Genomic DNA, 22,483 nt, shown 5'->3' on the forward strand with positions numbered 1-22,483 from the left:
ACGGGCTAAAGCCCGTTTCTATTGATATTGTATCCTATTTTGTCTTACAAGGTTTCCTTCAACCAATCGAAGAATTCTCTCTGCCATACCAATCCGTTTTGTGGATGAAGTACCCAGTGATTTTCATTCGGGAAGTAAACTAGTTTAGATTTTAATCCTCTCAATTTAGCAGCCTGGAAAGCTTCCTGCCCCTGTTCGTAAGGAACACGGAAATCAATTCCTCCCTGAACGATCATGATTGGCTTGTTCCATTTTTCCACAAAATTACTTGGGTTGAATTCTGTGTATGCTTTTGGCAATGGTTTTTCCCAAGGCGAACCAAGATCCCAGTTAGCAAACCAAAGTTCTTCCGTAGTCAGGTACCATGATTTCATATCGAACAGTCCATCGTGTGCAATGAACGTCTTGAATCTGTTTTCATGGATTCCAGCCAACATAAATACGCTGTATCCTCCGTAGCTCGCTCCTACTGCTGCTACTCTATCGCCATCTACATAAGGTAATGTTTTAGCATAATCTGTTGCGGAAAGGTAATCTCTCATCGGCTGGCCTCCCCAGTCTTTAGAAATATCTTCGTTCCATTTTGTTCCCCATCCTGGCATACCTCTTCTGTTTGGAGCCACCACAATATAACCGTTGGCTGTCATCAAAGCAAAGTTCCATCTTACGCTGAAATATTGCGTCAATGCAGATTGTGGACCTCCCTGGCAATATACCAATGTAGGATATTTCTTGTTTGGATCAAAATTTGGCGGATAGTGGAACCACACACCCATTTCTTTACCATCAGAAGTTTTTACCATTTTTAGCTCAGATTTTCCCTGAGCCAGTTTAGCATAGGTTTCTTTATTGGCTTCGGTAACCTGCTTCATTTCTCCATTCTTAAGATTTACAGAGAAAAGTTCTGTCGCATGGTTAGCATCTGTTCTTCCTACCACAAGAGAAGATTTATTATCTGTAAAAATTTCATTTACGTCAAAATCTCCTTTGGTGATCTGCTGTACTTTTGCAGATTTTGAATCTAAAGAGAAAAGCTGTTTTGTTCCTCTGAAAGCTGCCGTAAAGTAGATTGTTTTTGAATCTGCTCCCCAAAGCACATCTCCGGAAACACTTTCATCCCAAGCGGCTGTAAGATTGGTGGTTTTGCCCGTCTTCCAATCCATGATCTTCACATCATTTTTGTCTGCTTCATACCCGTCTCTTGCCATACTTTGCCAAACCAGAGACTTTCCATCAGGACTAAATTTAGGGTTAACATCATACCCTTTATTTGACTCAGTAAGGTTTTTAGTCACTCCTGAAGCCATGTCATAGGCGAAAATATCAGTATTGGTACTGGTTGAATATTCTTTACCGCTTTTTGGTTTTGTAACATATAAAAGCTGGGTAGAATCCGGACTCCAGATAAAATCTTCAGCTCCACCGAAAGGTCTTTGTGGAGAATCCCAAGTTTTTCCTTCTAAAAGGTCTTTCGCTGCGTCTACTTTATCCGAGATATTCACAACAAATACGTGATTGTATTTCCCTTCGTTGAAGTAGTCCCAATGTCTGTGGTTCAGATCTGTATATACCTGAGCTGTGGTTTTAGGAGTATCTGCATATTTATCTTTTCCCATCAGTTTTTCTACTAAAACCTGTCTGCTGAAAGCAATTCTCTTGCCGTCCGGAGAAATAACGATATTATCAGCTTCCCCGATGGTATAAAATTCTATCCAGGTTTTTCCAGCATCTTTTGAAAGATAGATATTATCTCCCTCCTGAGCATAGATTCCGTTTTTGTCCCATTGGATAAGGGCTTTTTTTCCGAAATCAATTTTAGTAGACTGATTGTTAAGAACATTCAGGAAATAGTTCTCATTTTTCGTTTTTTCTGTTTTCAGATCTACCTGCCCTACTTTATAGATAAGGGAAGCCTGATCTGGTGAAACAGCCTGTACTCCTACTTTTTTCAAAGTCCAAAGGATTTCAGGCGTCATTAGTTGTTGTGCGTTCATTAAAAGCGGAGCTGCCAGAGCCAGCAGACTGTACTTAAGTTTCATATATTGCTATTCTTTTTTTAACGGATAAAATCTGCGCGATTGTTTTTATCCTTTTATTACATTCAAAGATTGCCAAAGTTAATATTTAAAATAAAAACGGACGAAAGAATTAACATTTAAGTTTTTTAAAGTTTAAATAACCTTTTTCTGTAAGAATGAATTTTACTAGCTTTACCATCATAAACTAATACCCATCTTCTATGAAAAAGTTCTTACTTGTTTCTTCATTCCTGGTGTCCTCATTCTTTTTCTCGCAGTTAACGATGAGTCCCACTGCGACCCATTATTCTACCCCTTATCAGGCCATTATTTCAGGAAACGGAACCATTTATTATACAACCGACGGAAGTACTCCCACACTGAGTTCAATTTCAGCAGCCAACAGTGTACAAATCCCTATTGATCAGACGAAAGAAATCAAAGCATTTCTGGTGAACGGGCAGGGAAATTCCTCAGCTATCATCAGCAAAAAATATTATACAGGAAGCATTCCTGAGGCTGTTATTTATTTTAAAGTACCTTCCAACTGGACGGCGGGAAGTTGCATCCTGATCGATATGGTAAATCCCAATTCAATTAACGGATCTGTTATTGATATATCATGGCCGGGACTTCCTATGCAACCTACAGGGTGTGAATCCTGGTATAAGATTACCCGAAATTTTGAAAATGCCAATGTGCGTTTTAATAACTGTACCCTTTTCGAAAATATTCCTCAAACCATTAGTACAAATCTGATCCCCGCAGGAAGCACTTTATATTATGATTTTACAAATGGGGTGATCACCACTCCGCCTTCATGTCTATTTTTAAAGAACAATGAAGCTTTGCCAAAAAGTAAAAATGTTTTGATAAAAGTGTATCCCAATCCTGTTTCGGATGTTTTAAAAGTAAATACCGACCGATATTTCCAGGAGTATGAGATTATAGACGCCAGTGGAAAAGCGGTTGTAAAAGATCAGTTTAAAAAAGAAATCCCTATCAGTCAGCTTGTTTCAGGGAATTATTATATCAAACTGAAAGACCAGCAGGGAGATCTGGTGGTATTGAAATTTATTAAGAAATAAAAAAACCGCTCGTTTTGAGCGGTTTTTTGTATGTTGATCTGTTTTTTATTCTTAGTCTCCATCTGAGAACATTGAGTTGGCCAGAGAGGTTACAATAGACAATAGAATACTGAATATAAATGCTGACCAGAATCCACTAACAGTCATACTGTCGATAAAATAATCTGCAATCAGAATAATCGCTGCGTTGATAACCAATGCAAAGAATCCTAAAGTGATAATCGTCAACGGAAGCCCGAAAAGACTTAAAATAGGTTTTACAAAAATATTTAAAACACCCAGTACAATAGCAAATATAATTGCTGAGGAGAATCCTTCAAAATGTACTCCTGGTAAAATTTTAGTTAAGAGGAAAGCAACTATGGCAGTTACAAACAATCGGATAATAAAGTTCATTTTGTTATTTTTTTAATGTTTATGGGGGTTATGGAGCAAAAGCCATTCCATTTTACGTCCTACTTTTCCCGCTAGGTGAATCTTTTATTTTATTTTCATCATCGTTACCAACGAAGTGGCGACATGACTTTCCGAATCGGAGTTTTCATTCTGAACATAAATCTCTGTTCTTACGACACTTATTTTGGCTCCTCCTTTTATGACATACGACTTGGAAACCAAAACGTCTCCTATTGCGGGACGCAGGTAATTCACTTTCAATTCTACGGTTACTACATAACAGTCTTCGGGATAATGGCTTACGGCAGCGTATCCTGACGAGACGTCTACCAAAGAAGCAATCATTGCTCCATTGAACATTCCTGCTTTTCGGGTCATCATTTCCATTTTTGGAATTTTCATAGAGATAAAATCAGTTTCTACCTCCAAAAGTTCTGCTTTATAGAACTGTAATGTTTCTGAGCGGCCGAAGCTGTCTGTAATGAGTTTTCTTTTTTCCGGTGTCATGAATTTTATTTTTAAACAAAGGTAAGTGCTACAGGCTTTTTAATCTATATACCAGGGAAAATTTTCATAAAAAAAGCCATCCCACAGGTTGTGAAACGGCTCTTTATTTTAAGGATTACCCTCTATTTCAAACTAACGATAACTTTTCGGATGTTGAGGAAGCTTTCAGATGGTGATCTTCTTTAATCATATCGGCTGCTTTTTCTCCAATCATAATGGTAGGAGCGTTGGTATTTCCGGACACTACATCGGGCATAATGGAAGCATCGGCCACACGAAGACCTTTTATTCCATACACTTTCAATCTCGGATCTACTACAGAAAGACTGTCAATTCCCATTTTGCAGGTCCCGGCCATATGATGGTAAGTAGAGCATGATTTTTTAATATAATCAATGACTTCTTCTTTTGTTTTTTCTTCTCCTGGATAAATTTCACCATCGTTCCATTCTTTCATAGCTTCTGTTCTTCCCATTTCACGGCAGATTTCCACGCAACGGTAAAGAGCTTCCAGATCAGACTCCTCGGAAAGATACATCGGGTTGATTTCCAATGCTGCAGCGGGGTCCGAAGAGGTCAGTTTAATATATCCTTTACTGGCAGGTCTGATAAATCCTGCACAGAATGTAAAAGCGTTTTCCGGCCCAGTGAATCCCGGACTGTAATAAGGAAGTCCCATGAATAAAGGCTGCAGATCCGGGAAGGCCATTTCTTCTTTGCTTTTCCAGAAGAGCTGCGCTTCCAGTAAATTGGCTTCGGGAGCTGGAATTTGTTTTTTAGCTTTAAAAATAACACTGGTTAAAAGATGGTCCTGAAGGTTTTTGCCGACCCCTTTCAGATCTTTTACCACAGGAATTCCTACAGAATCCAGTTCCTCTTTATCTCCAATTCCGGAAATCATCAGAAGTTTAGCAGATTCTATTGTTCCACAGGATACAATGACTTCTTTGTCGGCTTTTGCTTCTACTAATTCTCCATTTTTCGTATACTGAATTCCTACACACTGATCTCCTTCAAAAATTAATTTCTGAGCAAGCGCACCGGTTTGAATATGGAGATTGGTTCTTGATTTAACGGGATCCAAAAATGCTTTTGCTGTGGAACATCTTTTCCCATCTTTTCCTACACTGAGATGATTGAGACCTGCTCCCCAGATTTCTTTATTAAAATCGTCTGTCAAAGGATAGCCCAATTCTTTACAGGCATCTATGGCACTTATGGAGATTGCATTGGGATGTTTGATACGGCTTACAAACAAAGGTCCTTCTCCTCCATGCGTATGATCTTCCCCTTCTTCGTGAGTTTCAGATTTTTTAAAATAAGGCAAGACATTTTCCCAGTCCCAGCCTACACAACCTTTGTATGCCCAGCTGTCGTAGTCCTGCTGATGACCTCTGATGTAGATCATTCCATTAATCGAGCTTGAGCCTCCTAACGTTTTTCCTCTCGGCCAATATCTGGTATTTCCACCGGCACTTTCCTGAGGAACGGTGTGATAGGCCCAGTCTCTCTCGGTATTCCATATGGCAGGCCAGCCCGCCTGTTCTTCTACTTCTACCACTTTATCGTCCGGCCCTGCTTCCAGAAGAAGTACATTTATATTCTCGTTTTCGCTTAATCTGTTGGCCACTACAGCTCCTGCGGAACCTGATCCTACTATTATAAAATCGTAATTCATAAGTTTTAATTTAATTTGTTACTTTTTGATGCTGATTACTTTGGGAACTGTTACTGCTTTTAGTCCTTCGATTCCGAATTCTACTCCATATCCGGATTGTTTTGCTCCTCCAAAAGGAACAAACGGATGAATGGCTCCATGCTGATTGATCCAAACCGTACCTGCTTCCAGCTGTGTGGCTACTTTCTGTGCCTGGTCAAGATCATCACTCCAAACTGAAGCTCCTAATCCGTTTTCGGAATCATTGGCTTTACTGATGGCTTCTTCCAACGTTTTGTATTTTATAATAGGTAAAACAGGACCGAATTGTTCTTCATCTACGATTCGATCTCCGTTGTCAACATTACCGACTAAGGTTACCGGGATGAAATACCCTTCCAGATCAGGCTTTTGTCCTGTAAATATAAAGTCGGCACCGATATGTTCAGAATCTCGGATAAGATCCTGAATTTTATCATATTGCATTTTGTTTTGTATAGGTCCCAGCACACTCGTTTCTTCTGCTCCGTTACCCATTGGAATGTGAGAAGAGTATTCTGCCAAAGCATTGGTCACTTTTTCATAATCATCTTCGTGTACGTAGAGTCTTTTTAGACAGGCACAGGTTTGTCCCATGTTCAGGAAGGCACCCCAAAAAATGTTTTCTATATGTTTTGCGATATCAAGACCTGGTAATATAATACCGGCATCATTACCTCCGCACTCCAATGTTAAGCGTGCCATATTTTTAGCAGAAGCTTCAATAACTTTTTTTCCTGTGGCAATAGAGCCTGTAAACATAATTTTTCCGATTTCCGGATGAGATGTAAGATAACCACCCACTTCTCCTCTACCGGTAACCACTTGTAAAAGATCTTCAGGAAGAACAGTATTGATTACTTTTATCATTTCCAGACTACAGAAAGTCGTATATTCTGAAGGTTTGATAATTACTGCATTTCCCATTCTGAGAGACGGAATAATCTGCCAAATAGCAATCATTAAAGGCCAGTTCCATGGGGCAATTGCAGCGACTACCCCAATAGGATTTCTATATAGGACATCTTTTCTTGTATCATCTTCAAAAACAACTTCTTCCGGCAAGTCTAGGGATGCGGGAACCTGAGTCCAGCCTACACATGCCTGCATTTCAAAATTGGCTCCCGGACCGCTAAGCGGTTTTCCCTGTTCGCGTGTGATCCATTCTGCCAGTTGCTTCGAGTTGCTCTGCAGAGCTTCAGCTACTTTGAGTAAAATCTCCTTTCTTTCTCCATCCGGCCTTGCTGACCATTGTTTTTGGGCATTCTTTGCTCTTGTAATTTTGACATCTATTTCTTCTTTAGAAGTATTGATAACTTCACCAATAACCTCTAAGGTAGAAGGATTTAAGGATAAAAAAGAAGTATCTACAATATGTGATTTTTCTACGAACGATGTATTTTCCATTGTTTAAATTATTTTGTATTTTACATAGCTCGAAAATGACGAAAACATGATATAAATCATTTGCTTATTCTCTATATTTTTTAACCTAAACTCTAAGCTATAATGGAAAAGATTGAAGAAAGAACGGTTTTCAGCATTCCCTTCGGTGAGCTGAATGTGTTCGAAACAAATGTAGTATGCCACGATTTTCCCTTTTTTTTTGAAAAGCCTGTCATCACGCTGATGCTGAGTGGTAATAAGATTATACGCAGTGAGGAAGAGACGTTTGAGTTTAATGAAAGAAGTGTTTTCATTCCGCCTTGTAATAAGGAGCTGAGTATTGATATTCATCCTGTTTTCCGGGAACCTACAAAATGCCTGGTACTGGATATAGAACAGGAATACATTGACAGCGTTTTTTCGGAAGTTATTGAAAACTGGCATCCTGATTGGGACAGAACAGGAATCATGATGAAAGAGAATGCCGTGAAAAAGTTTGTAAGCTCGGATGAATCTTTATGGAAAAGTCTTACAAATCTTTATAACAGAAGAATAGACGGAAGCATGTACGGAACGTCAGATTTTCTTTTAAGCTTAAGCCTTAAAGAGCTGATCTATGAACTGATGAAAACCAACGCCAAACACATCCTTCTGCATACGGATAAAGCTGAGAATATACAGAACGGGCTTCAGGAGGTGGTTCATTTTATCAAACAAAATTACAGAGAGCCTATTACAATAAAAAAACTGGCGGCTGTTGCGGGAATGAGTGAAGCGAATCTCTTTAAAAAGTTCAAACATTCCTATAACTGTACTCCGGTTGAATATATTATTCAGCTGAGGATAGAACACGCGAAGCAGCTTTTGATCAGCAATCCTGAAATCGGCATTAAAAACATCTGTTTTGAATCGGGTTTCAATACATTGGAATATTTTTACAGAAAATTTACTCAGATCACCGGAAAATCTCCGAAAAAGTTTACAATAAACTAACTATTTATAAAGGAAAAAGCGATGCATCTAAAAAGAGTTGTTGTATGGGTAAGCCTTCTGTTATCATGTATTTTCCAGGCCCAAACTTTACATTTATATGGAGGTTCGGATCAGAAGCAATATCTTGGCTGTTTAAATTGTGATACTTTTGATAAATCTTCTATATGGAATAAGTATGGCGATTTTGGAAATGTATACAGCTCAAAATCTATCTGGAACTCCTATGGAAATTATGGAGGTACATACAGCACCTATTCACCCTGGAGTACATATGCTTCTTATCCTCCTGCAATTGTAGACCAGGATGGAAATTTTTACGGATATCTTACTTTGAACCCTTATAAATCTGAGAGGTCTGAGTTGGAACTGGCAAATATTTTATGCAAATATCACGAGGATATCAAAGCGGATATTGACAGATGGTATGATAAATTGTTCAGATAAAATATAGAAAATAATATCTGCGCGTTTGACTGGCAGTCAAAATGCCACGAGTTCGAATCCCGTATTCTCCACGTTTAAATCAGGGAGAGAGGGCTTTGGATAAACCACCCCTCCAAAGTAGGGGAATTTTTACGTCTTCATTGGTAGTATTTATCAACAAAATAAAGCTTGTGAAAAATATAAAAAAAATAAGGACAGGTTCCGACAGAATGACAAACTGTGTGCATAAATTCAACATTGCACTTCTCATTCTGCGGGAATTTTAGTATTAATAAAAAGTCGGAAGATAGGTGAAGAACGTAAAGAGGCAAAGTAGTTTTTTAAGCTACAACTTGTACGCAAAAGTTTCTTCTTCCCCAAAACAGGAATATTGTTTTTCATTTACACTAAAAATTTATTTAACTTTCCCTCTTATCAAATTCAAAACGAAAGTCCTTTATTATGTTGAATGATTACAAAAAACACGAATTATTTGGAAAGCCTTTATTACAAAAAATTGATCTTAAAGGATCGTTCAGATATGATTTTCCGGTTTCTGAGCAAGCCTGTTTTCTGTATGTACTTAAAGGGAAGTTTCAATACAAAACAGATGAGCAGGAGTTTAAATTTTCTGCTAATTATTCTTTGTTTCTAAATTGTATGACTTCTGGAAAGCATATTCAAAATTCAGAGTCGGAGGATCATTGTGAAATTGTTATCGTTACTTTTTATCCGGATATCCTGAAGAGAATCTATGACAGAGAACTGCCTTTATTGTTGCAAAAACCTGCAAATATGGTATCAAACAAATCTAGTGAGAAAATAAATAATGATTTTCTGATACAAAAATATGTTGAAGGTCTTCTTTTCTATTTTGAAAATCCTTCTCTAATTAATGAAGATATATTGGTTCTTAAACTAAAAGAAATCATGTTGCTGCTGGCCCAATCACAGAATGCTAAAAATGTTCAGCTGATACTGTCACAACTTTTCTCACCCACCACTTATTCTTTTAAACAAATTATTGAAGCTAATTTATTTTCTCAACTAACGATTGAGCAACTTGCTGAGCAAAGCAATCTAAGTGTATCGTCTTTCAAAAGGGAGTTTACCAAATTATACCATGACACCCCTGCCAATTATATAAGGAATAAAAAACTGGAAAAAGCGGCCGAATTACTGCTGATATCAGATGAACGCATTACTGATATAGCATTGGACTGTGGTTTTAATGATCTGGCAACTTTTACAAAAAATTTCACTGATAAATATCTTATCAATCCTTCTCACTATCGTCAGGAACAGAAGAAAAAATAATTGTAAATCATTTTCATATCATGATACAGGCATTTCTTATTTCGATAAGGAATGATTTTTTGGACTAAAACCTCAAATTCTTGAACTAAATCCCAAAATCATTTCTGTATTTCTATTGCAAATTTGTACTGTCAGTTTCAGGGAATAGAAATATACCTAAAACTCAAGCCAAATAAGTATAAATTTTAAATACTATCAATATGAATCTATCAATTTTAGGAATTTTCCATACCATTATTGGCATCACAGCTCTTGTGGGCGCCATTATAGGGTTTATTAAATATGGTAAAATTAATCTGGCCCAGCTCTCCGGAAAAGTATATTTTTATGCAACTGCCGTCACCTCTCTTACCGCTTTGGGCATTTCAAAACATGGAGGATTCAATGCTGGCCATGTATTCTCATTATTTATAATAGTACTGATCGCTATTGCCTACTTTCTTTTCTCCAATAAAAAGGACATCAGAAAAGCCAGATATTTTGAGAATTTTCTTCTTTCATTCAGCTTTTTTCTCTCTCTGGTTCCTACTATTAATGAGACCTTTACAAGGGTTCCGATAGGACATCCTCTTGCTAAGGATATCAAGGATCCGCTAATTGGGCAAACTCTTCTGATCATCTTCCTGCTTTTTGTTGCGGGATCTGTTTTTCAGTTCATTAAACAGAAAAAAGATAATCTTGAAATATTATAAATCTGCTGTCGGCTGAATAATACATCATTTATAGACAGTACAATTGACGTTGACTTTTAGATTGAACTTATTATTGATTAGCTAAGTTGTGTCTGAAAGTCGTCGCTCAATGTCAGGACACCTTCCGTGATAGCTTCCGGATGGGTAGAGAAACCTTTCAATTTTGAAGTTTTACCTTTTAATACCAAGTCTAAAAGCTGTTTATCTGATAATTTCTTACCGAAAATTTCAAAAGTAATTTTAAAGCCACAATTCTTGAAATCGGAACAGCCTACTGCGGTTTTTCCTTTGATCAGATTGTGCTCTTTACATTTTGGGCATTTCGTTTCTTCCCAGGATTGAAGCTCTTTTTTCTGTGCCGGTTCTCTTTTTTTCTTCTCCTTTACTTCTTCTTTTTCTTCTTCCTGAAGGGTAATCACTTTTCCTTTGCCATACACCACTTTATCAGTAAGCTCTGTTACCATTTGTATCAGTTCTTCTTTAAAGAGATTGGCTTCATATTCCCCTTTTTCAATCTTACGGAGTTTCGATTCCCATTCTCCGGTAAGTTCTGGGCTTTTTAAAAGTTCATCTTCAATCGTATCGATCAGCTGAATTCCGGTTTGAGTGGCAATCAGGTTTTTTCTTTTCTTTTCAATGTACTTTCTTTTGAAAAGGGTTTCAATAATGTTGGCTCGGGTGGATGGTCTTCCGATTCCGTTATTTTTCAGAAGTTCACGAAGTTCATCGTCTTCCACCTGTTTCCCTGCAGTTTCCATCGCACGCAGCAATGTTGCTTCTGTATACGGTTTAGGAGGTGTTGTTTTCCCCTGATGGATCATAGGATCATGAGGGCCTGTTTCTCCTACAATAAATTCGGGAATAGTCTGTTCTTCTTCCTTTTCTTTTTCTTTATCTGTAGGTTCTTCTTTCGGCTCTTTAGCATACACAGCTCTCCAGCCAGGTTCCAGGATCTGTCTTCCGCTGGTTTTAAAAGGAATGGTTCCTACTTTTCCTTCTACTAAAGTATTGGAAATTTTACATTCAGGATAGAAAACCGCAATAAAGCGTTTCGCGATCAGATCATAGATCAGCTTTTCTTCCCTGCTCAGATTTTGAGAAGGAGGAACTTCCGTAGGGATGATCGCATGGTGATCTGTTACTTTTGCATCATCAAAAACAGCCTTTGATTTTGGAATGGGAGCTTCTAATAAAGGAGCTATCAAATCCTGATAAGGGTGCATTTTCTGAAGAATACCTTCTATTTTAGGGTATAAACTTTCGGATAGATAGGTTGTATCTACACGGGGATAAGTAACGTGCTTCTTTTCGTAAAGACTTTGGATATAATTCAAGGTATTCTCTGCAGAATAGCCATATTTTTTGTTGGCTTCTACCTGAAGTCCGGTAAGGTCAAAAAGTCGTGGATTTTTTTCTTTTCCTTCTTTAATTTCGAACGAAACAATCTCAAAGGGATTAACTTTAAGGTACTCCAGTCCTTTTTCTGCACGTTCTAATGTTTTTAAACGATCGATCGCTGCATTGAAAATTACATCACGATATTTCGTTTTCAGCTCCCAATATTCTTCTGTGGTAAAGGCATCAATTTCTTTCTGGCGCTGCACCAGCATGGCCAATGTTGGCGTTTGTACCCTACCGATAGAAAGAACAGCTTTATTTCCACCAAATTTTTTAGTAAAAAGTCGGGTTGCATTAATTCCCAATAACCAATCTCCAATGGCTCTGGCATTTCCCGCCAGGTAAAGGTTTTTATAATCTTCAGCAGGCTTTAAACTCGCAAACCCCTCTTTAATAGCATCTTCCGTAAGTGAAGAAATCCATAAACGCTGAATCGGTTTATTACATTTGGCCTTCTGCAATACCCAACGCTGAATGAGTTCTCCCTCCTGCCCGGCATCCCCACAGTTAATAACCTCATCACATTCTTCCACTAATCTTTCAATGACTTTAAATTGATTTTCAACGCCTTTATTCGGGATCAGCTTGATTCCAAAGCTGTTGGGAATAATCGGCAGTGAAAAAAGATTCCAGGATTTGAATTGTGGACCATAGTCGTGAGGTTCTTTCAGGGTACAAAGGTGTCCGAACGTCCATGTTACGCAATAGCCGTTTCCTTCCATATAGCCTTGTTTAGGCGTGGTAGCGCCCAATACTTTGGCGATATCTCTGGCAACACTGGGTTTCTCGGCAATACATAATTTCATGAACTCGGATTTATTGTAGGAGTGCAAAAATCGGGATTTTTTTTGGATTTTACTAATTTAGGTACATATCAAGATAGAAAGCTTGATTATACGAGAGATACTAATAATTAATCCACTTTTTTATGTAAATGCCTATTAATCGCTGTAAATACTATATGCTTCCTTTTTCTTATTTGATTCATAAAGTGTTCTTCCCCAAATATCAGGCAACATCGCCTTACATAAGAATAATAGTTAGATTCTTTCTTATTATTTACTGGATAATGTGAAAACTCATAAAACCCTCTTTCATTTCTAACCAAAGAGTAACGTTTTCTAATTTGTTTTTTAAGTTCTGTACTTTCAGAATCCTTAATCTTTAAAGGTTTATTATAAAGCTTTTTTATTTGATTAATATAAATCGCTTTTTTAGCTTCCGGAGTTTTATTCAGTAACATCCGAGTTCTTTTACATCTTCTTTTTGTTATTGAAATGATTTTCCTGTAATAAGAAGATAAATTAGCTGATTTTATAACAGTTTTATATCCTCTAAATTCAAAACCAAGATATAAGAGCGGTGTTTCTTTCTCTTCCTTTGTTACTTTATTTACTTTAAAACAGGTTAGTCTTTTTTCATTATGTTTTGGAGAATAAGTAACATTTTTGAAAATAAATTTTTCGGTCTTATTTTTACTGATTTGAACTTTACTTTCTTCTACAAGATCATAAATATATTTCTCAATAAATTCTGATTGGTCAGGTGTACAAACTACAATAATATCATCAGAATATCTTCTATAATAAGCCCCTCTTTCAGTAACAATATCATTGACAATTTTTAAATCAAAATCATATAAATATAGATTCGCAAGAAGTGCACTAATAGGAAGACCCTGTGGGATTCCAATATTTATTTTTTCTTTAGAAAAAAACGGATTCTTATAAATTCTAAGCTTTCCTTCTTTAATCGTTTTCCTAAATTCTTCATTACTTCCAAAAAAACATTTGAAACCTTTTTCTTTTCTAATTTTAGCAAGCTTTGATTCGTCAAATCCTAATCTTCGTCCTTTTTTATTTTTCTTTTGTATTCTTAGATCATCAAGAAGTACATATCTAAATTTTGTACAGGCCTTAAAAACATTGTAATGATCTTTTGGTAGTTCATCAACTTCTAAAAGCCACTTCCACTTTTGTTTTAAAAATTGATGATCTAAACTAGAAAAGAAACTTTTTAAATCAAAAGTCATTACACAGACATCTTTATTTTCCCCTCTTTTTTTAATCTCATCAAATGCTTCTTTTGCAAAGTGAATTGTACTTTTCCCTTTTTCATTTTCTTTAGAAATTGGAATTTTACGATATGCATTTACAGAAGCATCTAATGTAGAATTTTGTTTTAACTTACTTTCATAAAGCCCATTAAGAATATCTTTATAATATCCAAAAACAAGTGCATCCATATGGCTGGCATAATGTAAAGGACGAAGCTTATGTGTTTTTTCAGGCTTATTGGTCTCTTTATGAAAATGACAATGTCTGCGATCATCATTATGCTTATGCTTTTCAGAGTCCCCTTTTTTATATTTTCTATCTTTTAAGATAGTATGTATAAGTGGATAAAATGCGTATTTTTCAACGTACTTTTTATTTGTAATACTGTAATAATATCTTGTCCAATCTTCTCCAAATTTAAGAGAAGGAGAAAGATGTAAATAACCTTTTTCTTTTATCCAATCTGGTTTTTCCATTATAAAAAATGCTTGCAAAAAAATCAATATCGCTTAAATAATTACATACAGCTTTCGCTCAGATAAGTACTCAATTACTGAGTCATTGATATTTTCGTAATTGATAGTCGAACTGCCTACGGGCATAATTCAGTCTATATTAGTTGAATATATAGTTAAATACCTAAATAATAATGAAGAATAAGAAATCTTTAATAATTAGATCAATACTCTTGTATATCTGTTTGATATTACTTACATTCGTGTCGAGCATTGTCCCTCTCGGGCATCCAGCTCTGATGAAATTCTTCTTCCTTATAACCCAATTGTTATAAGTAAATTCAATTGAACCTATTATCTTTTTCTAATTGTAATTAAACTTCTTTTTGCAAGCACTTCAAAAATAATCAATAATTATTATATTTGTATATAACCTTGAAAATATTATTAAACTATGGGAGAATTTTCCATTGGTGACTTAGTATCATTAAAAAATCACCCTTATAACATAGCACAAAATTCAAAAATTGGAGCTGCTGCATTATTAACACCTCCAATAATGGTGGTAACAGAACGTTTAATTTCTAATAAATACAATGCTGATGCCGAAGAAAAAGAATTAATTTCTAGTCAAATACTTTGTACATTTTTTAATTCGAAAAACTCTTCAATCGAAAAATTTTGGTTTAAATCTAATGAATTATCTAAAATACATAATGAAAAGAATCAATTAAACCCAGAAAACGAATCAGAAACAGACTATAAATCAGAAAGCAAGGATCTTGCATCAATGAAAAGAGATTTTAAGAATGAGTTAGTCGTTCTTTTAACAGCAGATGAGGAACTAGGCAAAAAAAAAATGAGTTGGTTTAAAAATAAAGAAGAAGACAATTATAAAACTGAAGCTTTTTTAGAATTTTTACCTCCGGTTATGACAGTTATTGATGTAGTAGAAAATTTGAATTACTTAAAAGAACGTAGAGATCCCAAAGATGGAGCATTAAAAAAAGCCTCATGCAAGTATTTATTGAAATGTAAATGGTATAATCCTATAAAACAAACATTCTCAGAAGAATTTATTCCCTATAAAATCATCCAAAAAGTAAGTTTCTCAAATGATCTTTTAGAGATAATTAAAGATGCTATTATTGATAAGACAGTTTTTTCTATCGTTTCAAATGAGAAAGAAATAAAATTCAATAATAATAAGTTCAAGAAAATTATTTCTTTTAAAGAAGTGATTATTTTAAATCATACCGTTAAAATACTTTATAAAGATATATTTTCTAACAAATTATCTACAGACAACTTAGAAAACCTAAATATAACATCTTTAAAAGGTAATATCGAGGAATTGGGAGATAAAAAATATCCTGATTATACAAACTCTGGTTATATAAAAAGAGACAAACTAACTTGGAATAAAAATAAAATCTATAGAATTAAATATGTAGACAGAAATGGAAGAAATACTGAAAGGTATATTACCAATGCAGAATTAAAAACATTTGATACAGAAGAAGCAGATAAAGTAAAGTTTATCGTGGCTAATTGTTTATTGAGACATGGAGAAATAAGGCATTTTAAATTAAGTAATATTAATGAGCGCTTAGACATGAAAGATGAATTCAATAAATTAATTAAAAAATAATACAAAAAGCCCCCTTATAAAAAGGAGGCCGAATCAACAATAGTAACGAAACTAAGTTCATTATTTCTTTTTTACTTCTTCAATGGCTTCTGAAATCCCACCTCCTGCGGTTTCAAAGAAGGAAGGACCGGCAAGCAGATATACTTTTTCAATTTTTTTTGTGGTGGATAATTTATGTTCCTTCAGGTAATTTTCAGAACGATTGGCGTGTACTATTCCTCTTACTACATTTCCGGCTATCAAAGCGGTTGGAGAGTCTATTCCTGCATCTTTCAGATCGCTGGCGAAGGCAAAGTTGGTAACGCCTAATCTTAATGCTTCACGGGCTGCCACTTCTCCTACGGAGGTCATCAGATCCGGAGAGAATTTGTTTCGATCACCTAAACCGATCAATAATAATTTCTTTGCAGATATAGATCCGGCGGGAGGAGTAATTAAAATAGTTTCCAAAGAATGTCCCTGAAACTGTCCTGACTTTCTGATGTTGGTCAGTTCTCCTTTTAAAGCTTCGTCCAAATGTACCAATCCATTCAAATTGGCGGGTAAAGCCGGAGCATTGAAAATATCTCCGTCTGTATATTCAAAAACGCAGGCTACTTGTAGCTGGGCATCGGCTGAAGATGGCCCCTGTACCAACCCTACCATAGAGATTCCGTCTACGGTTCCCCAATTTTTGGAGGTTCCGATGGCTGTTGTTTTCGGAGCGGCTGTAGGGGTTGTTTGCGCAAAGCTTAATGCAGAGAATGCTAACACTACGATTATTAATGATTCCCTTAGAATATTTTTCATATTGTTTGGATGCTGGTTATTTTTGTTTCCGGATAGGGGATTCTTTTTATAAAGTCATAGGAACTTCCATGATCAGAATTTCTGTATCTTCCTGTAAGATTTTAATATTTAAATCCTTGATATCCCATACCCCGAAGCCGTCTCTTTCTTCTACTTTTTCACCTTCGATTTCTGCGCTTCCTTTAAGGATAAAGAAATAGGCCCCGTTTCCTTTTTTCTTGATTTCGTAAACTGTTTCTGCGTCCTTGTCAAAAGTTCCCAGATGAAACCATGCATCCTGATGAATCCATACTCCTTCATCGTCGGCATTGGGAGAAAGAATCTGTTGAAATCTGTTGCGGCTTTTTGTTTTGTCTAGTGTAATTTGATCGTATCTTGGAGCTACATTTCTCTTCTTTGGATAAACCCAGATCTGAAGAAACTTCACAGGCTGATCGCTGTTTTTGTTGAACTCACTGTGCATGATTCCTGTTCCTGCGCTCATCACCTGGATGTCTCCACTTTTGATAATTGCTGTATTTCCCATGCTGTCTTTGTGTTCAAGATCCCCTTCCAAAGGAATGCTGATAATTTCCATATTATCGTGAGGGTGGGTTCCGAAACCTCTTCCTGCTTCTACTTTGTCATCATTAAGGACTCTCAAAACACCGAAGTGCATTCTTTCAGGATTGTGATAGTTGGCAAAGCTAAAGGTATGCTGGCTTAGTAACCATCCGTGATCTGCTTTCCCCCGTGAATCCGCTTTATGGATAACAGAGTTTTCTTTGATTTTTGATGGGGTGTTGGGTAAGTGATTGTATCCTATAGGTTCTAGCGGTTCAATCTCGTCGATGTCATTTTTCATGGTGTTGGCAAGTGAAGCAGAGGTTACAAACATCCCTGTTCCCAATAGTCCTTTTTTTATAAAATCTTTTCTGTCCATATCTAGGTTCTTATTTGTTCATTTTTGATATGACAAATTTAGAGTACCTGGAGGCCCTGTACATTTAACTAGTTTAATAAATGCCTGTAATGGAAAAATATTTTCCTATTTCGGTATATTGTTGTTTAGACAAGTCCCATTGCTTTGGCCAGTCTGTATGCTTCAATTGAATTTTTCACCTGTAATTTCTGAAGAATATTCTGCCGGTGTCTATTGACGGTATTTAAGCTTATCCCCAGTGATTCAGCGATTTCCTTACTCATTCTACCATGAGCAATCATCAAAAGAACCTCCTTTTCTCTTGCCGACAGTACATCGTTATATGTAAATTCTTTGTAGTAAAGTGTAGCTCCATTCATAGAATTGACGATAACTCCATTTTCGTGAAGTAAGGCATTTACATTATTTCCGGATATATTATAAATACAGAGGGCCATTCTTACTTTATCTTCTTCAATACCGTAAAACATACGATGCCATACCGTAATATATTCTCCGGAATTACTTCGCATTCTAAGATTAATAGCCATATAGTAATCTGTCCACTCTTTTATGGGAATATCTTTCAGAAAATGAAAAAAGTAATGTTCCAGAACGAGTTTTTTTCTGACATCTTCAGCATGTATTTTATTGAGGATATCATCTTCCCAAATCGAAGAAATTCCTACTTCATCTCCCTTACGATCTTCCCCGATCAGCGAACTTATACCACCATAGTAAATTACGCTTTTTCTCGTCTTGAGATCTGTAAGTACACAGATCGCATTTTCAATTTCAGCATACATCTTTGCAATGGATCTGTATTTCAGACAGATTTCTGAGGTCTTTTTATCTTCAAAAGACTGGTTTAATAATGCTTTGTCAAGTTGAGCCTTAATATTCATCGTATGGTTATTACTAACTATTGAATTCTTTTTGGAGGCAAATTACCTTTGTAAATATAGATTTTTTAGTGGTTATTCGATGAAGCAGAATATCACTTTCGAAAAAAAATATTCTGTTTCATTGTATGTTTATATTATATTTTTAATGAAAAAATTATTACTGGCGGCATCTCTGTCTATCATGACGGGATTCTTACACAACGTAAAAGCGCAACGTTTAGAAAAAATGAATTGGTTCAATGAACCTGAAAAATGGGAAATAAAGGATAATACATTATCGATGTTCGTTACTCCGCAAAGTGACTATTGGCGTATTTCTCATTACGGATTTACGGTAGATGATGCTCCGTTTTATTATTCCACCTATGGCGGTGAATTTGAAGTTAAAGTAAAAATTACAGGTGATTATAAAGTAAGATTTGATCAGATGGGCCTGATGCTTCGTACAGATCCTCAGAATTATATAAAATTCGGAATCGAATACGTAGACGGAAAATATAATCTAAGCACAGTTGTTACCCATAACACCAGCGACTGGAGTGTTATAGAACTGAAAGACAAACCCCAGTCTGTATGGATTAAAGCGATCCGTCGTCTGGATGCCGTTGAGATCTTTTATTCCTTCGATGACAAAAATTATATTATGATGAGGAATGCTCATCTGCAGGATAACACTCCTGTGATGGTAGGCTTAATGGCCGCCTGTCCTGATGGAAATGGTTTCAATGCGAAATTTGAACATTTTCAGGTAAAGCACCTTCCTGATCAACGAAGATTGGAATGGTTAAACAAGAACAAATAACACCATAGAAAATTCGATATATAATTTTTTCAAATTAGCTTTATTCAACCGATGGTTTATCACTTAGAATTCTCGTGGTTGTGGAACAACGATAAACAAGCAACGGTTGATGAATGCTTTTTTGGATTGATGATTAAATTATTTCGTTTATAGGTACCGCTTTTATGATGAAGTTGTACCTATTTCTCTTTTGATGCCAGACGCTTTCTGATGGTACTCACAAACTCTTTAGAAACACCGAGATAAGAAGCAATATAATATTGAGCCACTCGCTGCGGAATGGAAGGATATACTTTGATAAATTCGAGATAGCGGTCTGAAGCAGTTTTTGAAATCGTATTTACCAAACGGCTCTGAAGCGTTGCAAGGTTTCTCTGCACAAGCATTCTGAACACCCTTTCAAATTTTGGAACTTCATTCAGCAGCTTTTCTTTCGTAGTGGGATTCAGCATATAAATTTCTGAATCTTCCAGAGTTTCTATATATACTTTAGAAGGTTTCTGTTCCTGGAAAGAAGAGATATCGCTAATCCACCAGTCTTCGATAGCGAACAATAAAGTAACCTCCGAGCCATCATCATCCAAACAGTACATCCTCAAACACCCTTTCTGAATATATCCTTCAAATTGACAGACTTCTCCTTCTCTTAATAAAATTGTTTTCTTTGGGAATGACTGGCAAACCAGTAAGTCTGTAAATATTTTTTCCTCTTCCGGGGTAATCGTAATGAATCTTGTAATGTTTTTGATGATGTTTTCAAACATAATTTAAAGTTTACTCCCGCAAATTAGGAAAAAGACTGTAAACTTCATTCTTCAAAAGGCCACTTCCTCCTCCATAATGGTCAATTACTTTTACGTTTTTATCTAATTTTTCACAAAATACTTTAATTTTTTTTTCAAATTCATCTTCCAGACCGGAGCTTAGAAGTACAATATCTACCTCATTCTCTTCTACATATCCGTAGCAGAAATTTTCATCGCTTTGGATTTCAGCGGTCCAGCCTTCGTTGTTTTCAATAATTCTTTTTAAGACTTCCAGAATCTCCTGATTCTTTCCGATAACTAAAAAATGGAGTGTTTTCATTATACTTGAGAGATTAAAAGTTCTATAGGTACTCTATGACTCGTTTATACTTTTTCGTTTTTTTTACTTTCTAAAGATGCTTATTTCCGGTTATTTTCAGTTCATTCAGATCCAGCTGTGATTCTGCTTTTCTGATCTCGCCATCACTGAACTGCTTTTCGCGTTTCATTTTAAAAAGCTCTTTTCTTTGATGAGCAAAAATATCCAGCATGATCTTATGATATTCTTTCATGTCATTTTGCCTGTTGCTACACATTTCAAGGGAGCTTAAATGATTTTGGTGAAGAGTAATATCATTTTCCAGTGCTTTTTTCAGGTTTTCTACCAGGCTGTTGGTTTCTATGGAAGTTTCATATTCCTTATTAAGTCTGTCAACAGCCAGCCTATCCAGCCTCATTTGAATTCCTGCCTGCTGTTCATGAGAAGGAAGGATAGAATCGATCTCTCCGATTTTGGTTAATTTAATAATCAAAGGAAGTGTAAGTCCCTGAAAAACCAATGTTACAAAAATAACGATGAAAGTGATAAAAATAATAAGGTTTCTCATCGGAAACTGCGCCTGGTCATTCATCATCACCGGGATAGATAATGCCGTTGCCAGAGAAACAACCCCTCTCATTCCTGCCCAGCCTATAATTAAAGGATTCTTCCATCCCGGACTTGGATCCCGGCGTGCTTTTTCGCTTAGCCATCTTGGAATATGAGCAACCGGATAAATCCATAAAAGACGGACTACAATAACGATCAAACTTATAATTAATCCATATTTTACCCCATCCATTAAGGAAGTTTCTCCTAAACCATTGATAATATCCGGAAGTTCAAGACCTATTAAAACAAAGACCAAAGCATTCATCACAAAGATCAGGGTATTCCACACTCCTGTCATGTTGATTCTTGTAGTTCCGGTTTTAAATATTTCATGAGCACGGAAAGACATAAATAACCCTCCACTTACCACAGCCATTACTCCCGAAAAGTGAAAATGTTCTGCTGAGAGAAACAAAATATAGGGAGTCATTACCGTAAGGGCTGCATCAATCGCCGGGGTTGTAGGTAAAAATCTGTGAATGGCATAAAAAATGTGTGCTCCCACAATTCCAACTACAATTCCCATTCCTGCAACCCAAAAAAACTGTCCTGTGGCCTCATGCATCGAGAATGCTCCTGTTACAACGGCAGCCAGAGCAAATCTGAAAACAATTAACGAAGAAGCATCATTAATAAGACTTTCCCCTTCCAGGATTGCAATTGTCCGTTTGGGAACTTTTAATCCCTTCAATACTGTTGTTGCGGCTACTGCGTCAGGCGGAGAAACAATTCCTCCCAATAAAAAACCTAATGCAAGGGTAAAACCGGGAATCAGCATCTGAGAGGTATAAGCAACCACCAAAGAAGTCAAAAATACAAGACCAAAAGCCAGTAGGCTGCTAGGACGCTTCCATTTCCAGAAATCATTCCATGAGGTATACCAGGCTGCTTCGTACAAAAGCGGAGGTAAAAAGATCAAAAATATGATGTCCGGATCCAGTTTCAAAACGGGAACTCCAGGGATGATACTGATTCCTAATCCTCCAAGGACCAGAAAAATAGGGTAAGCAATTTTGATACGCTGTGCCAGCATAACCAAAAGCATAACAACGAGCAGAAGTCCCAGTATTAAAAGTAATTTTTCGTGCATAGTTTTTTTTAAATGAGTAGAATTAGATTCTGATTTATATGGATTTTTGCTAAAGCACTTGTGTATTGTCTCTGTTTAAAAATAATAATTTCAATTGTAAAAGCTAACCACAAAGTCATAAAGTTTTACTTTAAAATACTTAGGAAAACTTAATACTATACTAGAGAAAGTTTACATAAGAGAAAAAATCAGAGATTTTCATGAAACTTAAGGACTCTTATCTAAAGTTCAATAGTGAGGTA

At 36.2% G+C, this 22,483-nt stretch carries 20 protein-coding genes; 7 read left to right on the top strand and 13 right to left on the bottom strand.

The window, feature by feature from the left end:
- Nucleotides 1-44: 44 nt before the first annotated feature.
- Nucleotides 45-2,039, bottom strand: a complete 1,995-nt coding sequence (locus ACQ76T_RS11170; protein WP_431343370.1) for a prolyl oligopeptidase family serine peptidase — start codon at nt 2,037-2,039, stop codon at nt 45-47.
- Between the two features lie 200 nt (nt 2,040-2,239).
- Between ACQ76T_RS11170 and ACQ76T_RS11175 the strand changes: the two genes are divergently transcribed.
- Entirely contained in the window at nt 2,240-3,106 is an 867-nt protein-coding gene (locus ACQ76T_RS11175) for a chitobiase/beta-hexosaminidase C-terminal domain-containing protein (RefSeq protein ID WP_431343371.1), read from the top strand.
- A 51-nt stretch (nt 3,107-3,157) separates the two neighbouring features.
- Here ACQ76T_RS11175 and ACQ76T_RS11180 read toward each other — a convergent pair whose 3' ends face one another.
- From ACQ76T_RS11180 to ACQ76T_RS11195, 4 genes are all read right to left on the bottom strand, one after another.
- Nucleotides 3,158-3,502: a phage holin family protein gene (locus ACQ76T_RS11180; RefSeq protein WP_422693272.1), complete on the bottom strand. Its 345-nt coding sequence runs from the start codon at nt 3,500-3,502 to the stop codon at nt 3,158-3,160.
- Between the two features lie 84 nt (nt 3,503-3,586).
- Complete coding sequence (locus tag ACQ76T_RS11185) at nt 3,587-4,009, bottom strand: PaaI family thioesterase (RefSeq protein WP_431343372.1); 423 nt, start codon at nt 4,007-4,009, stop codon at nt 3,587-3,589.
- Nucleotides 4,010-4,136: 127 nt separating this feature from the next.
- Complete coding sequence (locus ACQ76T_RS11190; RefSeq protein ID WP_431343373.1) at nt 4,137-5,687, bottom strand: GMC family oxidoreductase; 1,551 nt, start codon at nt 5,685-5,687, stop codon at nt 4,137-4,139.
- A gap of 18 nt (nt 5,688-5,705) precedes the next feature.
- On the bottom strand, nt 5,706-7,112 hold the full coding sequence (locus tag ACQ76T_RS11195; RefSeq protein ID WP_431343374.1) for an aldehyde dehydrogenase family protein: 1,407 nt from the start codon (nt 7,110-7,112) through the stop codon (nt 5,706-5,708).
- Nucleotides 7,113-7,214: 102 nt separating this feature from the next.
- Here ACQ76T_RS11195 and ACQ76T_RS11200 point away from each other — a divergent pair, with 102 nt between their 5' ends.
- The 4 genes from ACQ76T_RS11200 to ACQ76T_RS11215 all read left to right on the top strand — a co-directional run bounded on the left by ACQ76T_RS11200 (nt 7,215) and on the right by ACQ76T_RS11215 (nt 10,516).
- On the top strand, nt 7,215-8,084 hold the full coding sequence (locus tag ACQ76T_RS11200; protein ID WP_431343375.1) for a helix-turn-helix domain-containing protein: 870 nt from the start codon (nt 7,215-7,217) through the stop codon (nt 8,082-8,084).
- A gap of 21 nt (nt 8,085-8,105) precedes the next feature.
- Nucleotides 8,106-8,528 (top strand): hypothetical protein, encoded by a 423-nt coding sequence (locus ACQ76T_RS11205; protein WP_431343376.1) that lies wholly within the window; start codon nt 8,106-8,108, stop codon nt 8,526-8,528.
- Nucleotides 8,529-8,969: 441 nt separating this feature from the next.
- Nucleotides 8,970-9,824 carry a helix-turn-helix domain-containing protein gene (locus tag ACQ76T_RS11210; protein WP_431343377.1) on the top strand — a complete coding sequence of 285 codons (855 nt, stop codon included), beginning with the start codon at nt 8,970-8,972 and terminating at the stop codon, nt 9,822-9,824.
- Nucleotides 9,825-10,024: 200 nt separating this feature from the next.
- A complete protein-coding gene (locus ACQ76T_RS11215; protein WP_431343378.1) occupies nt 10,025-10,516 on the top strand; it encodes a hypothetical protein in 492 nt (163 codons plus the stop codon).
- 77 nt (nt 10,517-10,593) lie between these two features.
- On the opposite strand, the gene ACQ76T_RS11220 is transcribed toward ACQ76T_RS11215, so the two are convergent.
- Nucleotides 10,594-12,720 (bottom strand): DNA topoisomerase 3, encoded by a 2,127-nt coding sequence (locus ACQ76T_RS11220; RefSeq protein WP_431343379.1) that lies wholly within the window; start codon nt 12,718-12,720, stop codon nt 10,594-10,596.
- Nucleotides 12,721-12,827: 107 nt separating this feature from the next.
- Complete coding sequence (locus ACQ76T_RS11225; protein WP_431343380.1) at nt 12,828-14,447, bottom strand: reverse transcriptase domain-containing protein; 1,620 nt, start codon at nt 14,445-14,447, stop codon at nt 12,828-12,830.
- Nucleotides 14,448-14,880: 433 nt separating this feature from the next.
- On the opposite strand from ACQ76T_RS11225, the gene ACQ76T_RS11230 reads away from it, so the two are divergent.
- A complete protein-coding gene (locus ACQ76T_RS11230; protein ID WP_431343381.1) occupies nt 14,881-16,077 on the top strand; it encodes a hypothetical protein in 1,197 nt (398 codons plus the stop codon).
- A gap of 60 nt (nt 16,078-16,137) precedes the next feature.
- Here ACQ76T_RS11230 and ACQ76T_RS11235 read toward each other — a convergent pair whose 3' ends face one another.
- The 3 genes from ACQ76T_RS11235 to ACQ76T_RS11245 all read right to left on the bottom strand — a co-directional run bounded on the left by ACQ76T_RS11235 (nt 16,138) and on the right by ACQ76T_RS11245 (nt 18,672).
- Entirely contained in the window at nt 16,138-16,866 is a 729-nt protein-coding gene (locus ACQ76T_RS11235; RefSeq protein WP_431343382.1) for a M17 family peptidase N-terminal domain-containing protein, read from the bottom strand.
- Between the two features lie 46 nt (nt 16,867-16,912).
- Nucleotides 16,913-17,788 carry a pirin family protein gene (locus ACQ76T_RS11240; RefSeq protein WP_431343383.1) on the bottom strand — a complete coding sequence of 292 codons (876 nt, stop codon included), beginning with the start codon at nt 17,786-17,788 and terminating at the stop codon, nt 16,913-16,915.
- A 125-nt stretch (nt 17,789-17,913) separates the two neighbouring features.
- On the bottom strand, nt 17,914-18,672 hold the full coding sequence (locus tag ACQ76T_RS11245) for a response regulator transcription factor (protein ID WP_431343384.1): 759 nt from the start codon (nt 18,670-18,672) through the stop codon (nt 17,914-17,916).
- A 145-nt stretch (nt 18,673-18,817) separates the two neighbouring features.
- Here ACQ76T_RS11245 and ACQ76T_RS11250 point away from each other — a divergent pair, with 145 nt between their 5' ends.
- Nucleotides 18,818-19,474 carry a DUF1349 domain-containing protein gene (locus ACQ76T_RS11250; protein ID WP_431343385.1) on the top strand — a complete coding sequence of 219 codons (657 nt, stop codon included), beginning with the start codon at nt 18,818-18,820 and terminating at the stop codon, nt 19,472-19,474.
- Nucleotides 19,475-19,653: 179 nt separating this feature from the next.
- On the opposite strand, the gene ACQ76T_RS11255 is transcribed toward ACQ76T_RS11250, so the two are convergent.
- The 3 genes from ACQ76T_RS11255 to ACQ76T_RS11265 form a co-directional block, all read right to left on the bottom strand.
- Nucleotides 19,654-20,238 (bottom strand): Crp/Fnr family transcriptional regulator, encoded by a 585-nt coding sequence (locus tag ACQ76T_RS11255; protein WP_431343386.1) that lies wholly within the window; start codon nt 20,236-20,238, stop codon nt 19,654-19,656.
- A 10-nt stretch (nt 20,239-20,248) separates the two neighbouring features.
- Nucleotides 20,249-20,560 (bottom strand): hypothetical protein, encoded by a 312-nt coding sequence (locus ACQ76T_RS11260; RefSeq protein WP_431343387.1) that lies wholly within the window; start codon nt 20,558-20,560, stop codon nt 20,249-20,251.
- 70 nt (nt 20,561-20,630) lie between these two features.
- Nucleotides 20,631-22,241, bottom strand: coding sequence for a Na+/H+ antiporter (locus ACQ76T_RS11265; RefSeq protein ID WP_431343388.1), 1,611 nt, complete (start codon nt 22,239-22,241; stop codon nt 20,631-20,633).
- Nucleotides 22,242-22,483: the final 242 nt, after the last annotated feature.

It is taken from the genome of Chryseobacterium sp. JK1, assembly GCF_050632815.1.
Lineage (GTDB): Bacteria > Bacteroidota > Bacteroidia > Flavobacteriales > Weeksellaceae > Chryseobacterium.

Coding starts and splice junctions, on each gene's coding strand:
- ACQ76T_RS11220 (WP_431343379.1), bottom strand. CDS start 12,720: ATGAAATTATGTATTGCCGAGAAACCCAGTGTTGCCAGAGATATCGCC.
- ACQ76T_RS11215 (WP_431343378.1), top strand. CDS start 10,025: ATGAATCTATCAATTTTAGGAATTTTCCATACCATTATTGGCATCACA.
- ACQ76T_RS11245 (WP_431343384.1), bottom strand. CDS start 18,672: ATGAATATTAAGGCTCAACTTGACAAAGCATTATTAAACCAGTCTTTT.
- ACQ76T_RS11200 (WP_431343375.1), top strand. CDS start 7,215: ATGGAAAAGATTGAAGAAAGAACGGTTTTCAGCATTCCCTTCGGTGAG.
- ACQ76T_RS11265 (WP_431343388.1), bottom strand. CDS start 22,241: ATGCACGAAAAATTACTTTTAATACTGGGACTTCTGCTCGTTGTTATG.
- ACQ76T_RS11250 (WP_431343385.1), top strand. CDS start 18,818: ATGAAAAAATTATTACTGGCGGCATCTCTGTCTATCATGACGGGATTC.
- ACQ76T_RS11190 (WP_431343373.1), bottom strand. CDS start 5,687: ATGAATTACGATTTTATAATAGTAGGATCAGGTTCCGCAGGAGCTGTA.
- ACQ76T_RS11255 (WP_431343386.1), bottom strand. CDS start 20,238: ATGTTTGAAAACATCATCAAAAACATTACAAGATTCATTACGATTACC.
- ACQ76T_RS11230 (WP_431343381.1), top strand. CDS start 14,881: ATGGGAGAATTTTCCATTGGTGACTTAGTATCATTAAAAAATCACCCT.
- ACQ76T_RS11195 (WP_431343374.1), bottom strand. CDS start 7,112: ATGGAAAATACATCGTTCGTAGAAAAATCACATATTGTAGATACTTCT.
- ACQ76T_RS11225 (WP_431343380.1), bottom strand. CDS start 14,447: ATGGAAAAACCAGATTGGATAAAAGAAAAAGGTTATTTACATCTTTCT.
- ACQ76T_RS11180 (WP_422693272.1), bottom strand. CDS start 3,502: ATGAACTTTATTATCCGATTGTTTGTAACTGCCATAGTTGCTTTCCTC.
- ACQ76T_RS11185 (WP_431343372.1), bottom strand. CDS start 4,009: ATGACACCGGAAAAAAGAAAACTCATTACAGACAGCTTCGGCCGCTCA.
- ACQ76T_RS11170 (WP_431343370.1), bottom strand. CDS start 2,039: ATGAAACTTAAGTACAGTCTGCTGGCTCTGGCAGCTCCGCTTTTAATG.
- ACQ76T_RS11235 (WP_431343382.1), bottom strand. CDS start 16,866: ATGAAAAATATTCTAAGGGAATCATTAATAATCGTAGTGTTAGCATTC.
- ACQ76T_RS11240 (WP_431343383.1), bottom strand. CDS start 17,788: ATGGACAGAAAAGATTTTATAAAAAAAGGACTATTGGGAACAGGGATG.
- ACQ76T_RS11175 (WP_431343371.1), top strand. CDS start 2,240: ATGAAAAAGTTCTTACTTGTTTCTTCATTCCTGGTGTCCTCATTCTTT.
- ACQ76T_RS11205 (WP_431343376.1), top strand. CDS start 8,106: ATGCATCTAAAAAGAGTTGTTGTATGGGTAAGCCTTCTGTTATCATGT.
- ACQ76T_RS11260 (WP_431343387.1), bottom strand. CDS start 20,560: ATGAAAACACTCCATTTTTTAGTTATCGGAAAGAATCAGGAGATTCTG.
- ACQ76T_RS11210 (WP_431343377.1), top strand. CDS start 8,970: ATGTTGAATGATTACAAAAAACACGAATTATTTGGAAAGCCTTTATTA.